Consider the following 15,451-nt stretch of genomic DNA (forward strand, 5'->3'; position numbering starts at 1 on the left):
GACCGCTTCTCAGGCCGCCCGGCGCGGGGAGCGCAGCACCAGCAGGGTGATCTCGCTGGGGGCGAAGACGCGGAACGGCGGGCCCCAGAACCCGGTGCCGCGGCTGGTGTAGAGCAGGGTGCGGGCGCCGTGGCGGCTGAGGCCGGCGACGGCCGGCTGGTCGAGGCGGACCAGGTGGTGGAACGGCCAGATCTGGCCGCCGTGGGTGTGGCCGGAGAGCTGGAGGTCGACGCCGCCGGCCGCCGCCCGGTCGACGAAGGCGGGCTGGTGGGCGAGGAGCAGCACGGGATGACCGGGGTCGGCGCCGTCGAGGGCGCCACCGAGATCGGCGCCGTGGCCCGCCAGCCCGGACGATTGGGCCGTGACGTCGTCGACACCGGCGACCACGAGGGTGTCACCGCCGCGTTCCAGCAGCAGATGCCGGTTGCGCAGCGGCTCCCAGCCCAGCTCGTCCATCAGGTCGACCCAGCCCTGCGCCTCGCTGTAGTACTCGTGGTTGCCGGTGACGTAGACCCGGGCGCGGGCCGCCCGCACGGTGCCCAGCGGGGCGGCCTGGGCGCGACGGCGCCGCGCCGTGCCGTCCGCGATGTCGCCGGTGTGGCAGACCAGGTCGGCCTCCAGGCCGTTCACCGTCTCGCAGACCCTGGCCGACCAGCGGGCGCGGTCGAGCGGACCGTAATGGGTGTCGGTGATCAGGACCACCCGGGTGCCGTCCAGGGCGGCGCCCAGCCGGGGGAGTTCGACGTCGAGACGGCGCACCCGCGGCACCCGCCGGGCCTCGGCGTATCCCCAGGCGAGCAGCACCGCGGCCGTGCCGAGGACGGCCCAGGTGACGATGCGCGCCCGGTCCTGCCCGTCACCCGTGCCGGTCAGCGCCAGGGCGGCACGCAGCAGCGCACCGAGCAGCACGGACCAGGTGAACAGCACCCAGATCGCGCCCAGCAGGGTGTCACCGACGATCGCCGCCCCGTCCTGCTGGCGCCGGCCGTGGCCGCGGACCATCGCGAGCGGCATGACGACCAGACCGAGGACGAACAGCGCGGTGCCGACCGGCGCGACGGCGCCGGGCCAGTGCTGACCGGTGTGCAGAAGCACCCAGCACGGCACCGCCCACAGCAGGACGGGCGCGACCAGGGGGACCCAGCGCATCAGGCGGTGCAGCCGGCTCGGTGGCGCCTCCTGCGCACCGGCGGCGGGTCGGGAACTGCTCGTCTCGGTCACGCTTCCCCCTGGGGTCCTGCGCGGCGGTCACTCGGACAGCCCATTGTCCGCCCCCGTTCACGCCGGTGCACACCAGGTCATGGGCATACGCACGCGCGCCGTCCGGGGGTTCCCGCACGCTCTACCGGCCCGCACGGGCGGCGGAAATGATGAGCACACCGCACATGGACCAGTGATCCGCGGCCACCTGCCCCCGGCCGGGCGGACCGCGGCGGAAGGAGTTCACGGTGTTGCTTCTCATCTCCCCGGACGGCGTCGAGGAGGCCCTCGACTGCGCGAAGGCGGCGGAGCACCTCGACATCGTCGACGTGAAGAAGCCCGACGAGGGCTCGCTCGGCGCCAACTTCCCCTGGGTCATCCGGGAGATCCGCGAAGCGGTACCGGCGGACACGCCCGTGTCCGCCACCGTGGGCGACGTGCCCTACAAGCCCGGCACGGTGGCCCAGGCCGCCCTCGGCGCGGCCGTCTCCGGCGCGACCTACATCAAGGTCGGCCTCTACGGATGCACCACTCCCGAACAGGGCACCGAGGTCATGCGGGCCGTCGTCCGGGCGGTGAAGGACCACCGCACGGACGCGCTGGTCGTCGCCTCCGGCTACGCCGACGCCCACCGCGTCGGCTGCGTCAATCCGCTCGCCCTGCCCGACATCGCCGCCCGCGCCGGCGCCGACGCGGCCATGCTGGACACCGCGATCAAGGACGGCTCGCGGCTCTTCGACCACGTCCCGCCCGACGCCTGCGCCGAGTTCGTCCGCCGCGCCCACGCCCGAGGGCTGCTCGCCGCCCTCGCGGGCAGCGTCCGGCAGGCCGACCTCGGCCCGCTGACCCGCATCGGCACGGACATCGTGGGTGTGCGCGGAGCGGTCTGCGCCGGCGGTGACCGCAACGCCGGCAGGATCCAGCCGCATCTGATCGCGGCCTTCCGGGCGGAGATGGACCGGCAGGCCCGCGAGCACGCCGCCGCCGCCGACGTCACGGCCGTCAGCTGACCACCGGGACGCCGGCACCGGAAGCCGGCCCCGTCGGCGACGACGACCGAACCGCCCGCCCCGTCGGCGACGACGACCGAACCACCTGCCCCGCCCCCGACGACGACCGAACCGCCTGCCCCGTCGGCGACGACGACCGAACCGCCCGCCCCGTCGCCGACGACGACCGAACCGCCCGCCCCGTCGCCCCGGACCGCCATCGGACCGGGCGCCCCGCCGCCCCCGACGGCGACCGAAGCACCCGCCCGGCCTCGAACGACCGCCGTGCCGCGCGGCCCGCCTCGGACGACCGCCGTGCCGCTCGCCTCACCGTCGCCGACCCCGCCACCGGGGACACCGTCGGCGAGGTGCCCGACCAGCGGCCGGAGGAACTGGACGCCGTCGTCGACCGGGCCCACCGGGCCTGGACGGGCTGGCGCGCCGACCCGGCCGCCCGCACCACCGCACTGCTCGCCGCCGCCGACGCGGTGGAGGCCGCCGGCGACGACCTCGCTCCACTGCTCACCCGGGAACAGGGCAAGCCGCTGGCCGAGTCCCGTGCGGAGGTCGCCCGTACGGCGGCCCGCCTGCGCTACTTCGCCGGACTGACGCCCACCACCACCCGCATCGACGACGGCAGGCCCGTGCACAGCGAGATCCGCTGGCGCCCGCTCGGCCCCGTCGCCGCGATCGTGCCGTGGAACTTCCCCCTCCAGCTCGCGGCGGCGAAGTTCGCACCCGCCCTGGCGGCCGGCAACACCGTGGTCCTCAAACCGTCCCCCTGCACGCCCCTCGCCACCCGGCTGCTCGGTGCCGTACTCGCCGGAGTGCTGCCCGAGGGCGTGCTGACCGTCGTCACCGGCCGGGAACCCCTCGGCGCCCGCCTCGCCGCACACCCGGGCATCCGCCACGTCACCTTCACCGGCTCGGTGCCGACCGGGCGGGCCGTCGCCGGGGCGGCGGCCGCCTCGCTGGCCCGCGTCACCCTCGAACTGGGCGGCAACGACGCGGCGATCCTGATGGACGACGTCGACGTGGAGCGGATCGCGGACCGGCTGTTCTGGGCCGCGTTCCGCAACTGCGGGCAGGTCTGCATGGCGGTCAAACGCGTCTACGCACCGGCCCGGCTGCACGCCGGGGTCGTCGAGGCGCTCGCTCAGCGCGCGAGGTCCGTCGTCGTCGGACACGGCCTGGACCAGGACACCCGCATCGGGCCGGTCAACAACGCCCCCCAACTGGCCCGGGTCGAAGAGCTCACCCGGCGGGCCCTGGCGGCCGGCGCCCGGGCGCCGGCCGGCGGCCGGCGGCTCGACGGGCCGGGCCACTTCTTCGCGCCCACCGTCCTCACCGACGTCCCTCCCGGCGAACCGGTCGTGACCGGCGAGCAGTTCGGACCTGTCCTGCCGGTGCTGCCGTACCGGCACCTCGACGAAGCCGTCGACGCGGCCAACGGCACCGGCTTCGGACTGGGCGGCTCCGTGTGGGGCACCGATCCCGACCGGGCGGCGGCGACGGCCGACCGGCTCTCCTGCGGCACGGTCTGGATCAACCACCACGCCGAACTCTCCCTCGCCCAGCCCTTCGCGGGCACGGGCGACAGCGGCGTCGGCGTCGCGGGCGGCCCCTGGGGCCTCTACGGCAACCTCCGGCCCTTCGTCGTCCACCGGCCCGAGGAGGACGGACGATGAAGTTCCGGGCCGCCGTGCTCCGTTCCCCCGACACCCCGTTCACGGTCGAGGAGGTCGTCCTGGGCGCCGGGCCCGCCCCGGGCGAGATCCTCGTCGAGATCGCCGGGTGCGGCATGTGCCGGACCGATCTCGCCGTCCGGCGGTCCGCCGGCCGCACCCCGCTCCCGGCGGTCCTCGGCCACGAGGGCGCCGGAGTCGTCGTGGCATCGGGCGACGGCCCGGACGGCGCCGTCGCCGTCGGCGACCACGTCGTGCTCAGCTTCGACTCCTGCGGGCGGTGCCGGAACTGCCGCGGCGCGGCCCCCGCCCACTGCGACTCCTTCGCCTCCCTCAACCTCTTCGGAGGCCGCGACGAGCACCCGCGGCGCCTCACCGACGCCACCGGGGGAGCGCTGGCCCCCCGGTTCTTCGGCCAGTCCTCCTTCGCCGCCTACGCCCTCGTCACCGCGCGCAACGCCGTCCCGGTCGACCCCGCCCTGCCGCTCGAACTCCTCGGACCGCTCGGCTGCTCCGTCCTCACCGGCGCCGGAGCCGTGCTCAACACCTTCCGCGCCGGCCCCGGCGACACCCTCGCCGTACTCGGCGCCGGGGCGGTGGGCCTGGCCGCCGTGATGGCGGCCACCGCCGCCGGCGTCCGGACCGTCGCCGTCGACACCCGCCCCGCCCGACTGGAGCTGGCCGAACGGTTCGGCGCCGTCCCGCTGTCCGCGTCAAAAGCCGGACTCGCCGAGCGCATCCGCCGCCGCACCGACGGCGGCGCGCAGTACGCCCTGGACACCACGGCCTCCGCCCCGCTGATCAACGACGCGCTCCGCGCGCTGCGTCCCACCGGGACCCTCGGTCTCGTGGCACGCCTGAACACCCCGCTGGCGCTCGAGGTGGGCACGCTCGACCGGGGCCGCGGCATCCGGCACATCTGCGAAGGGGACGCCGTGCCCGGACTGCTGGTACCCCGGCTGATCGGCCTGTGGCGAGCCGGCCGTCTCCCCTTCGACGAACTGATCCGCACCTATCCGCTGGCCGACGTCAACGAGGCCGAACGCGACTGCGAAGCCGGACGCGTGGTCAAGCCCGTCCTGCTGCCGGAAAGAGGAGACCGATGAGTGAAACGACCGCCACCCGCGACCCGCGACGCCCCGGCACGGACGGCGTGGAGGCGGGCGTGGGACTGACCGCCCTGCTGGTCGCCGCCGCGCGGGCGATCGAGACCCACCGCCACGACAGCCTCGCCCGCGACGCCTACGCCGAACACTTCGTGCGCGCGGCCGGGGCCTGCGCCGACTGGCCGGTGCGCATCGAGCAGGTGCCCGACGGCGACGCCGATCCGCTGTGGGGGCGGTTCGCCCGCTACTTCGGCCTGCGGACGCGCGTCCTCGACGACTTCCTCGTCCGCTCCCTCGGTGCCGGCGCCCGACAGGTGGTGCTGCTGGGAGCCGGCTTGGACACCCGGGCCTTCCGGCTGGACCTGCCGCCCGACTGCGTCGTCTTCGAGGTCGACCGGCCGGGTGTGCTCGACTTCAAGCAGCGGGTGCTCACCCGGCTCCCGGCCGCCCCGAAGGCGCGGCGCACCACCGTCCCCGTCGACCTGCGCGACGACTGGGTGACCGCCCTGACCGCGGCCGGCTTCGACCCGGCCGCCCCGAGCGTGTGGCTCGCCGAAGGGCTGCTCTTCTATCTGCCGGGCCCCGCCGAGACCTACCTCGTCGACACGGTGGACCGGCTCACCACCCCGGGCAGCGCGCTGGTCTTCGAGGCCAAGCTGGAGAAGGACCTGCTGGCGTACCGCGACAGCCCGATCTACACGGCGACCCGGGAGCGGGTCGGCATCGACCTGCTCGGCCTCTTCGACCCGGGGCCGCGCCCCGACTCCGCGGGCGACCTGCGGACCAGGGGCTGGTCGACCTCGACGCACACGCCCTTCGACTTCACCCGCCGGCTGGGGCGCGGCCCCCTCCCCGAGCCGAACGACGCGCTGGAGGGGAACCGCTGGGTCTTCGCGCACAAGCTCCGGCCCTGACGGCGCGCACGGGCGGCGGCACGGGACGGCGGCCGTCCCGTGCGCGCCCCGGGCCGGGCCCGCCGGGTCAGGCCCGGGCGCCCACCAGCCGGTCGCCCGGGATGCCGGCCAGGTCCGGCGCGTAGTAGTCCCGGATGCCGTCGGCCCACACCGCCACGGTGACGCGGTCCTCGGCGTCCGGGCCGAACGCGTCGAAGAGCGCGTGGATGTTGTCCTCCGCGAAGCCGATCGCCTTCATCAGCGACACGAACCGCGGACGCTCGATCAGTCCGTCCCCGTCGGGGTCGCCGAGCACGGACAGCGCGTCGGCGAACTCGGCGATCGTGGTCCCGAAACGGTCGGGGTCGAGCACGAACGGACGGAACTCCTCGACGCTGATCACCCCGTCGCCGTTGGCGTCCAGCTCCGTCAGCTTCGTCCACCAGCGGCGGAACGAGACCCGCAGGGCCTCCCTGGCGCCGTCGTCGGAGTCGACCGCCACATCGAGGACCCGTCCCGTCATCAGGTCGAAGTCCTCGGAGTCGAGGACTCCGTTGCCGTTGGCGTCGAAGAGGGAGAAGACCAGTTCGGCCCGCTCGGCAGCCTCAGTACGCATGTCCGTCACCTGTCTCCTGCGGTCCGTCGATCACGGACCTGGCTCGATGAGTGCGCCCTGCACAACCGCCGCGGACCGCCGGACGTGACGGCGGGGACGGCCGCGGTACCGGAAGGAGTGATGCGTCCCCGAACATCCCCGGAGCCCGCACACCGGCGCCGCGGCCCCGCCGGGACCGCCCGCCCCGGGCGCGCCTTAGGGGTGCGGGCCGCCCGTTAGGGGTGTGCCGGACGCCCGCCGGTCGGTAGCGTCGGACTCCCGGCCTCCGTGCCGGTGACAGGGACACGATGCGCCGCGGGCGGCCGTCGGGGGAGCGCGGGAGGTTACAGGTGGCCGGGTCCGAGGTCCGCCGGCTGCTGGCGATCAGCGATCTGCACGTGGTGTACGCCGAGAACCGTGCCCTCGTCGAACGGCTCCGCCCGGAGAACGACGGCGACTGGCTCATCGTCGCGGGCGACGTCGGCGAGTACGCCGCCGATGTCGAATGGGCCCTCGACCTGCTGCGGCGCCGCTTCGCCAAGGTCATCTGGACGCCCGGCAACCACGAACTCTGGACGCCCCGCGACGACGAGGTGCAACTGCGCGGCGAGGCCCGCTACCGGCACCTGGTGGAGCTGTGCCGCCGCCTCGGCGTGGTGACACCCGAGGACCCGTACCCGGTCTGGGACGGCGGGGGCGAACCCGTCCTGATCGCGCCCCTGTTCGTCGGCTACGACTACAGCTGGCGGCCCGCCGGCACCCGGACCCGGGACGAGGCACTGGCCCTGGCGGAGGAGCGCGGCGTCGTCTGCACCGACGAGTTCTTCCTCCACCCCGACCCGCACCCGCGCCGCGACGACTGGTGCCGGGCCCGCGCCGCGCTGACGAGACGGCGGCTCGACGAGGAGCGCGACGGGCTGCCCACCGTGCTCGTCAACCACTACCCGCTGGTCAGGGAACCGACCAGGATCCTGCGGTACCCCGAATTCGCCCTGTGGTGCGGCACCGACCTGACCGCCGACTGGCATCTGCGCTACGACGCCCGCGCGGTCGTCTACGGCCACCTCCACATCCCCCGCACCACCTGGCACGACGGTGTGCGGTTCGAGGAGGTGTCGGTCGGCTACCCGCGGGAGTGGCGGCGCCGTTCCGGGCCGCCGGCCCGGCTCCGCCCCGTGCCCACCGGGCCGGTGGCGCAGCCGTCCTGACCGCACCCCGGCCGGACGCCCCGCTCCCGCAGCCGCGCCCGCCGCCCCGGAGACGTCCGCCGGTCCGCGTCCCGGAGTCGTCCGCCGGCCCGCGTCCGGGCAATGCACGGACCGCCGTTGTCGCGCGACACACACAGATGAAAGACTTGGTAAAGACCGGACGGGGAAGATCGACGGAAAGGCCGACGCAGAAGCGGCGTGTCACGCGCCACCCTGCCCCGGCCGGTGAACAGGCTGACCAACGGGGACACCGCGCGACGAGGCATCCGGTCTCGGAGCCGCGGGTGGAGAGGCTGACACGCACAGTGCTCGTGCAACGCGAGGAACAACTGGCCGGGCTGCGGCGGATGTACCGGACCTCCCGGGAACTGGGGCGCGGCCAAGTGGCCCTCCTGAGCGGGCCCGTGGGCAGCGGCAAGACCGAGGTGCTGGAGGTCTTCGGCGAGTGGGCGGCCGCGATGGGCGCCCGGGTGCTGCGCGCCGCCGGCTCCCGCGCGGAGCGCGACATCCCGCTGGGCGTGATCTGGCAGCTCCTGCACAGCGCGCCGCTGGAAGCCGCATCCCTCGCCCAGGCCGACGAACTCATCGAGACCGCGTTCGACCGCCTCAACCGGGCCGCCGGGGCGGTCGAGGAACTCCCCCCGGGCGACGACCTGTGGGCACGGGTCCTGCACGCCGTGTTCACCTCGCTGACCGGCCTGGACGACGCAGCCCCCCTGACCGTCGCCGTGGACGACCTCCATCACGCGGACGCCGCCTCGCTCCACTGCCTGCTGTACGTGATCCGGCGGTTCCGGCGCGCCCCCGTCACGATCGTGCTCGCCGAGACCACCACCCTGCGCCCCGCCCATCCCCTGTTAAGGGCGGAGCTGTTCAGCCAGCCCTCCTTCCGGCGCTACACCCTGCCGCTGCTCAGCGCCGAGGCCGTCGCCCGGCTCGTCCTGCGCGACGCCGAGGGACGCGGCGGAACCTCGGCCCGCGAGACGGCCGCCGGCCTCCTCGGCGTCACCGGCGGCAACCCGCTCCTGCTGCGCGCCCTGCTCGACGAGCAGGCGGGCGGCCCGGGAGGGGACGGCACCTACGGGCCGGTGCCCGGCGACGCCTTCGACCAGGCGGTGCTGCGCTGCCTCTACCGCCACGAGCCCGTCGTCCGGCAGGTGGCACGCGCCCTGGCCGTACTCGACCGGAGGGCGTCCGCCGAACTGATCGGCCGGCTCCTCGGCGTCCCGCCGGACTTCACCGCCCCGGCGATGCGACTGCTGCGCGGCGCCGGCCTCACCGAGGCGGGGCGGCTGCGCCATCCGCGGATCCTGGACCTGATCATCTCCGACATGCCCGCCGAGGAACGGCGGCGGCTGCACCGGCTGGCCGGCGAGACGCTGCACGAACGGGGCGCGGAGGCGGGCGAGATCGCCCGTCACCACCGCGCCGCCGCGTGGACGGACACCCCGTGGGCGGCGCCCGCGGGGGCGGACGGCGCCGAGGAGCAGGTGTCCCACGGCCGGTCGGACCCGGCCGCGGAGCCGACCCGTCACACCGGCGGGCAGCCGGGCGGCGGCGAGAGTGACGGCGACGGCGACGTGCTCAGCGAGGCGGAACGGCGCGTCGCCGAACTGGCCGCGCGGGGGGACACGAACCGGCAGATCGCCCGAACGCTGTTCGTCACGGTGAGCACCGTCGAGCAGCATCTGACCCGGGTCTACCGGAAGCTGGACGTCAGGCGGCGCACCGACCTGCCCGAGCACCTGAACGCCTGCCGCGGCCGTGCGCAGGAGCCGGCCCGGGACTGCGCCCCGGGGCCGCTCGCCACCCCGCCCGGGATCAGCGGCCCGCCTCCTGGAGCCCCGCCGCCCCGCGGATGACGACCGGCCGGTGCCGGGCCGCCCGACGGGCACGACCCCGGGGCCAGAGCCTCGACGGTCACGGCACCGGGGCCAGGGCCCGACGGGCACGGCCCCGGTGGCCGACCGGAAACCGGCCGGCCACCGGGGCCGTGACGAGGGGACGGGGGAGCAGGAACGCGGGGGAGAGGGGGAGAGGGGAGGAGAGCGGCGTCAGGGAGAGTTGCCCACCCACGAGAGCAGGCTGGCCGGCAGATCCGAGCGGCTGTTGATCCGCAACTTGCGGTAGACCCGCGTCAGATGCTGCTCCACGGTGCTCACCGTGACGAACAGCTTCCTGGCGATCTCCCGGTTGGTGCAGCCCTGAGCGGCGAGCGAGGCGACCCGGCGCTCCGCGTCGCTGAGGTCGACGATCGCCGGATCGTCCGCCGGGGACACCTCCCCGGGGGAGACGTTCGCCTGGCACGTCTCCTCCGGCGGACCCTGGCGCTGCCCGGGCAGCGCCACCAGCACCTGACCGGCGAACTGCTGCGCCCGGCGGCCGAGCACCCGGGCGTGGGAGTACTCGCCGAGGGCGTGCTGGGCGTGGCTCAGCGCGGCCAGGGTCTCGGCCAGCTCCAGCCGGTCCCCGGAGGCCTGGAGCAGGTCGACCGCCTCCCGCAGGATCGGCGGCCGGCTGCGCAGCTCGCTGGAGGCGGCGAGCACTCGCAGCGTGATGCCCCGGGTGCGGGCGTTCTGGGTGCCCAGCCGCGCCCCCTGGTCGGCGGCGAGCGTGCCCGCGGAGAGCCCGCCCGCCAGCCGGGCCGCGGCGAGGTCGGTGCGCCACGGCACCAGGCCGGGAAGGTCCGAGCCCCAGCGGCGCATCAGGTCCCCGCAGGCCTCGAAGTCCTCCATCGCGGCCTCGTGGCTGCCGCACGCCAGGTAGTAGTGGCCGCGGGCGCGCCGGTAGTGCAGACCGATCGTCGTCTGGAACATGGCGTCCGGCACCGCCATGTTCAGATGGCTGAGCGCCTGTTCGTTCTCGCCCGCCCGGGTCGCGGTCGTGATCAGGACGGACAGCGGGATGCCGATCAGAATGCCCAGCCCCCGGGGCGGGATCTGCCGCAGACAGGTGCGCGCGTACCGCTCCGCCGCGGCCAGGTCGCCCTGACGCTGGCTCACCATCGCCCGCAGCCCGTAGAGCACGGCCAGCCAGGCGGGCGCCGACCGCCGCCGCGCCTCGCTCAGCAGACGGTCGCACCAGGACGCCGCCGCGTCCAGACAGTCCGCGAAGACCAGCGTCTCCAGCGCGATCATGATCGGGTAGAGGGTGTAGTCCTCCAGGCGGCAGCTCTGCAGCAGCGCCTTGGCGTCGGCCACGACGTCGTCGGTGTACCCGGACGCGTAGACGGTGTGCACGATGCCCGCCGCCAGGGTCCTCGGCTCGGCCGCGGTCACGGACCGTGCCGACGAGGCGGCCGGCGGCTCCTTCACCGGCTCGACCACACCCGGGTACCAGTACGCCAGCGCCATCCGCGCGTTGTACAGCGGCACCGAGGGACCGTCGGCCCTCCCGGCCCCGGCCGACGCCTCGACCCCGGTCAGCACCGCCTCCGCCTCGGCGGGCCGGCCGTACCACTCCAGGGGAGCGACCAGCTTCAGCGCGTCCTCGGGGGAGAGCTGCCCGGAACGGAAGGCGTCCAGGAGCCTGTCCACATGGTGTTCGGCGAAGACGGGGTCGAGCCGCCACTTCGTCCGCGCCAGCAGGGCGTCGATCCCCACCCGGGCACGCGGGTCGGTCTTCTCGCGGGTGGCCAGCCGCAGACAGTCGAGGGCCAGGCCGCTGTCGTCCTGCGCCAGCGCCTGCTCGGCCGCCTTCAGCAGGACCCGCACCGAACCGGGCGGTGTGGGCCGGCGCGCGGCCACCCAGTGCCGTGCCACCCGCACCGGCGCCGCACCCGCCTGGTCGAGCAGTCCGGCGACCCGGGCGTGCAGCGCGACCCGCTCCCGGGGCTCCATCAGGTCCAGCACCACCTCGCGGGAACGCCGGTGACGCAGCCGGCCGTCGGCGATCAGACCCGCCTCGGTGGCGGCCTCCACGGCCCACTCGGTGGCGGACGTCGTCCAGTCCAGCAGCTCGGCCAGGAAGGCGACGGGCACCGCCTCGTCCAGCGCGGCGACGGCGCGCACCACCGGCAGCAGGCTCGGGTCGCTGCGCATCAGGCAGTTCAGCACCGCCTGCCCGAAGATGTGCCCGGAGGCCGGGAGCGACGTCTCGGGATGACCGGCCTGCCGGCGCGCCTGCGCCGCCCGCAACTCCTCGACGAGGGCCATGAGCAGCAGCGGACTGCCGCCGGTCGCCTCGTACAGGCTCGCCGGGGTGTTGTCCCGCAGGTCGACGGCCTCGGCCCGCAGCACGGCGGCGACGCCCACCGGGGACAGCATGTTGAGACGGATGAGCTGGCGGTGCGGCTGGCTGAGCAGCTCGGCCCAGATCATCGGCCGCGCCGGCCGGACGGTGGTGTTGTCGTTCAGCACGACGAGGACGGGCGCGTGGTCGATACGGCGCACCAGATACCGAAGGCACTCCAGGGAGTCCGCGTCCACGAAGTGGGCGTCGTCGACCCCGATCAGCAGGGGCGCCCGTTCGGCCGCGGCCAGGATGATGCCGGTCAGACCGTGCAGCACGGGCACGTCGACCTGGGGCCTCGCCTCGTCGCCGCCGTCCTGCAGCATGGAGGTGAGGGCGCCGGCCTCCAGCAGCCGCTGGGCGCGGGCGGCCTCCTCGTCCCGCAGGTCCAGCCCGGCGAAGATCTGGGTCATCGCCCCCATCGGGATGGTCTGTTCGGCCTGGGAGCCGGTGGCGCCGACGTGGGCGACCCCGGCGACGGCCGCCTCGCGCACCAGGCTTCTGAGGAGTTCGGTCTTGCCCACTCCCACCGGGCCGCGGATGACCACCGACCCTCCGGCTCCGCTGACGCATGCGGCGAGGGACGCGCGCAGTACCGCGAGTTCGGCATCCCATTCGACACGGACCATGGACACTCTCCCCGTGAGCTCACCTGTGGCCACCGGTTTTTCCCTCCGCACCCCACGCATGGTGGTGGTGGCCCGCACAATCACTGCGGCTCGATGCCGCGATCTGCAGGGTGCGAGGTATTGAGCGCTAGGACGCGGGCGCATTTCGATACGTCCGGAAAGTATCGGGAACGCGCCGTTTCCGTGGGGTTCCCCGAAAGTGAACCCACGGTGAATCAGGGAATTCGCCGTGCGGCGAATTCGTCCTCGCGGCCGCTTCCGGCCGCCTCCCGCCGCTTCCGGCCGCGGATTTCGGCGGGCGGCAGCCGTCCGGCCGAGGGACCTCGGCCGCCGCCGCCCGCCCGGGATCCGCTAGCGGCCGCTTCGGTTCGGGCCCGCGCCAGACGACACCGACTGCAACTGGTCCAGCATGGTTTTCAGCAGGCGGGACTGATGCGCCGTGAGGAAGAAGTGCCCGCCGTCGAAGACATGGAAGTCGAAGGCGGCACTGGTGTGGTTCTGCCAGGCCCGGGCCTCCTCGACGGTGACCTTCGGGTCCTCGTCGCCCGTGAAGGCGGTGATGGGACAGCTCAGCGGCTCGCCGGGCACATAGGTGTAGGTCTCCGCCGCCCGGTAGTCGGAACGCGTGGCCGGCAGGATCATGCGCAGCATCTCCTCGTCGCCGAGGATGTTGCCCGCGGTGCCCTGCAGACGCTGCAGTTCCTTGATGAACTCCGGGTCGGACGCGAGGTGGTTGCGCTCGTCCCGCGGCATGGAGGGGGCTCGCCGTCCGGAGGCGAACAGCCAGGCCGGAACCACACCCCGCTCCTGCTCCAGCATGCGCGCCAGCTCGAAGCCGACCGTCGCGCCCATGCTGTGCCCGAAGATCGCCAGCGGCTTGTCGAGGCACCCGTCGAGGGCGCCGAGGACAGCTCGCGCGAGGGAGGGCAGATTGTCGATGTTCGGCTCCGAACGCCGGTCCTGACGGCCCGGGTACTGCACGGCCAGGACCTCGACGGCCGGCGAGAGGGAGCGGGAGACCGGGAAGTAGAAGCTGGCGGAGCCGCCGGCGTGTGGCAGGCACAGCAGCCTGACGGCGCTGTCCGGTGCCGGATGATACCGGCGGATCCACAAGCCGGTGTCATCCTGCGCAGTTGTCATTCCCGACCCCTTTGTGTGACGTTCGTAATCCGCGCGCGCCGAGGCGTTTGTGCCCGAACACCGCGTTCATGTGTGGGTTTTTGAAGGATCGAAAGCGATTTTGCGGGGGTGTGATCCAGCCAGCAACCCCTACGCCGATCGTATGCCCCTAGAAGCAGATTACGGGTTGACCAAGTGGGTGCCGCCGATGTAACCAGGGTTACCGCCCGGTGCGGCTGTGACGGGAGTGGCGCCCCGCCGGTCCGCTGCCGGTGCCCCGAGTGCCGGCGCCCCCGGTCCGCGGCCACCTCAGAAGGCTCGACGGGCCGCCACCGGGAACTCCCGCAGACCGCGGATGATGAACGAGTCGCCGCGTCGGACCGGACCCGCCCGGCGCAGCTCCGGCATCCGCGTGGCCAGCGTCGCGAACGCGACCTCCGCCTCCAGCTTCGCCAGCGACGCACCCATGCAGTAGTGGATGCCCGCCGAGAACGCCAGCGTGTCGGCGCCGATGGTCCGCGTGATGTCGAACCGGTTCGGGTCGGGGAAGACCTGGGGATCGCGGTTGGCCCCGCCCGCCATGATCGCCAGTTCGGCGTCGACGGGCAGCGTCCAGCCCGCGATCTCGATCCGCTCGTGCGCGATGCGCCGGTACGTCTGCACCGACGGGTCGAAGCGCAGGGTCTCCTCGGCCGCGCCGGCCGCGAGTTCCGGCCGCTCGACGAGGAGCCGCCACTGCTCCGGGTGGGTCAGCAGCGCCAGCACGCCGTTGCCGATGAGATTGACGGTGGTCTCGCTGCCGGCCAGGGGCACGAAGGTGACCATCGGTACCAGCTCGGCCATGCTCATGCTGCCCTCGTCGACCAGCGCCAGCAGCCGCGTGATCATGTCGTCCTGCGGATCGGCCTTGCGCTCCGCGACGACGTCGACGAGCAGCTCCGTGATCTCCCGGATCGCCGCCTGGGTGCTCTGCGTCTGCTCGTAGGTGACCACGCCCTCCAGCAGCGGCGTCATCCGGCGGCTGATGCGGTAGAAGGCACCCCGATGGCGCTCCGGGATGCCGACGAGGTCGGCGATCACCGCGACGGGCAGTTGCTGCGCGAAGGTGGTCATCAGGTCGAACGGCTTGTCCTCGGCGAGGAGACCGTCGATCAGCTCGTCGCAGATCTCCTGGATGCGGGACCGCCAGCCGTCGGCCGTGCGCGGATTGAGCGTCGGCGCCGCGATACGGCGCAGCCTGGTGTGGTCGGGCGGATCGACGCCGAGCATCGAGTTGTCGAAGCTCATGAACTCCGGGAGCTTCTCGCCGTTGGCCTTGCGGACCCCGAACCGCCGGTCCCGCAGGATCGTGTTCGCCAGCTTGTGGTCCGCGGTCACCCAGGAGCCGATGGCGCTCCGGTAGAGACGCCCCCGGGCCCGTATCTCGTCGTAGTGCGGATACGGGTCGTCCGGGATGGCCAGCACCTTGGAGTACGGATCACCCCGCTCGGCCTGCGTGCGGATGAAGTCGTGGAAGATGGCCAGCTGCGCGCGCATCTGTCGTTCGCTCGGCTGCATCGGTGCCAGCTCCTCACTCCGCCTCGCCATGGCGTCCTCGCAGTCGAGAACGTATTGATGATCGCCCCCTACCGGACACCCCTAACCCGGCCGTCCGGCCGCGCGCGGGGCACCAGGTCAGGCCGCCCGGCGGCGGCCTCCGCCGCCGTCCGGCCCTCCCGCGCGCGGCCCGCCGCGGGGAGTGCCTTCCGTCTCCGGCGGGGGTCCGGAGACGGAAGGCCGTGGTGCCGGGGGCCGGTC

General features: G+C 74.0%; 10 protein-coding genes and 2 pseudogenes. 7 read left to right on the forward strand and 5 right to left on the reverse strand.

Annotated features, from left to right (window positions below):
• Positions 1-9: 9 nt before the first annotated feature.
• Positions 10-1,221, reverse strand: coding sequence for a metallophosphoesterase (locus tag JE024_RS30395; RefSeq protein WP_205377170.1), 1,212 nt, complete (start codon positions 1,219-1,221; stop codon positions 10-12).
• A 227-nt stretch (positions 1,222-1,448) separates the two neighbouring features.
• Between JE024_RS30395 and JE024_RS30400 the strand changes: the two genes are divergently transcribed.
• From JE024_RS30400 to JE024_RS30415, 4 genes are all read left to right on the forward strand, one after another.
• Entirely contained in the window at positions 1,449-2,210 is a 762-nt protein-coding gene (locus JE024_RS30400; protein WP_205377171.1) for a (5-formylfuran-3-yl)methyl phosphate synthase, read from the forward strand.
• A 347-nt stretch (positions 2,211-2,557) separates the two neighbouring features.
• Positions 2,558-3,877: an aldehyde dehydrogenase family protein gene (locus JE024_RS30405; RefSeq protein WP_244883265.1), complete on the forward strand. Its 1,320-nt coding sequence runs from the start codon at positions 2,558-2,560 to the stop codon at positions 3,875-3,877.
• The gene (locus tag JE024_RS30410; RefSeq protein ID WP_205377172.1) at positions 3,874-4,980 is read left to right on the forward strand and encodes an NAD(P)-dependent alcohol dehydrogenase; all 1,107 of its coding nucleotides are present in this window, start codon (positions 3,874-3,876) and stop codon (positions 4,978-4,980) included. Before JE024_RS30405 ends, JE024_RS30410 begins: the two co-directional genes overlap by 4 nt.
• A complete protein-coding gene (locus JE024_RS30415; protein WP_205377173.1) occupies positions 4,977-5,894 on the forward strand; it encodes a class I SAM-dependent methyltransferase in 918 nt (305 codons plus the stop codon). The genes JE024_RS30410 and JE024_RS30415 overlap by 4 nt, the downstream gene beginning before the upstream one ends.
• A gap of 67 nt (positions 5,895-5,961) precedes the next feature.
• On the opposite strand, the gene JE024_RS30420 is transcribed toward JE024_RS30415, so the two are convergent.
• Entirely contained in the window at positions 5,962-6,489 is a 528-nt protein-coding gene (locus JE024_RS30420; RefSeq protein WP_205377174.1) for an EF-hand domain-containing protein, read from the reverse strand.
• Positions 6,490-6,818: 329 nt separating this feature from the next.
• On the opposite strand from JE024_RS30420, the gene JE024_RS30425 reads away from it, so the two are divergent.
• From JE024_RS30425 to JE024_RS42565, 3 genes and pseudogenes are all read left to right on the forward strand, one after another.
• Positions 6,819-7,676, forward strand: a complete 858-nt coding sequence (locus JE024_RS30425) for a metallophosphoesterase family protein (protein WP_244883266.1) — start codon at positions 6,819-6,821, stop codon at positions 7,674-7,676.
• Between the two features lie 137 nt (positions 7,677-7,813).
• Positions 7,814-8,482: pseudogene (locus JE024_RS42560) on the forward strand (ATP-binding protein); the annotation flags it as partial.
• 771 nt (positions 8,483-9,253) lie between these two features.
• Positions 9,254-9,424: pseudogene (locus tag JE024_RS42565) on the forward strand (helix-turn-helix domain-containing protein); the annotation flags it as partial.
• Between the two features lie 306 nt (positions 9,425-9,730).
• Here the strand turns inward: JE024_RS42565 and JE024_RS41970 are convergent.
• The 3 genes from JE024_RS41970 to JE024_RS30445 all read right to left on the reverse strand — a co-directional run bounded on the left by JE024_RS41970 (position 9,731) and on the right by JE024_RS30445 (position 15,211).
• A complete protein-coding gene (locus JE024_RS41970; protein ID WP_205377177.1) occupies positions 9,731-12,535 on the reverse strand; it encodes a helix-turn-helix transcriptional regulator in 2,805 nt (934 codons plus the stop codon).
• Between the two features lie 351 nt (positions 12,536-12,886).
• Positions 12,887-13,675, reverse strand: a complete 789-nt coding sequence (locus JE024_RS30440) for a thioesterase II family protein (RefSeq protein WP_280521579.1) — start codon at positions 13,673-13,675, stop codon at positions 12,887-12,889.
• Between the two features lie 288 nt (positions 13,676-13,963).
• Positions 13,964-15,211, reverse strand: coding sequence for a cytochrome P450 (locus JE024_RS30445; RefSeq protein ID WP_205377178.1), 1,248 nt, complete (start codon positions 15,209-15,211; stop codon positions 13,964-13,966).
• Positions 15,212-15,451 lie beyond the last annotated feature (240 nt).

Origin of the sequence: Streptomyces zhihengii (assembly GCF_016919245.1) — a bacterium.
GTDB classification, from domain to species: domain Bacteria; phylum Actinomycetota; class Actinomycetes; order Streptomycetales; family Streptomycetaceae; genus Streptomyces; species Streptomyces zhihengii.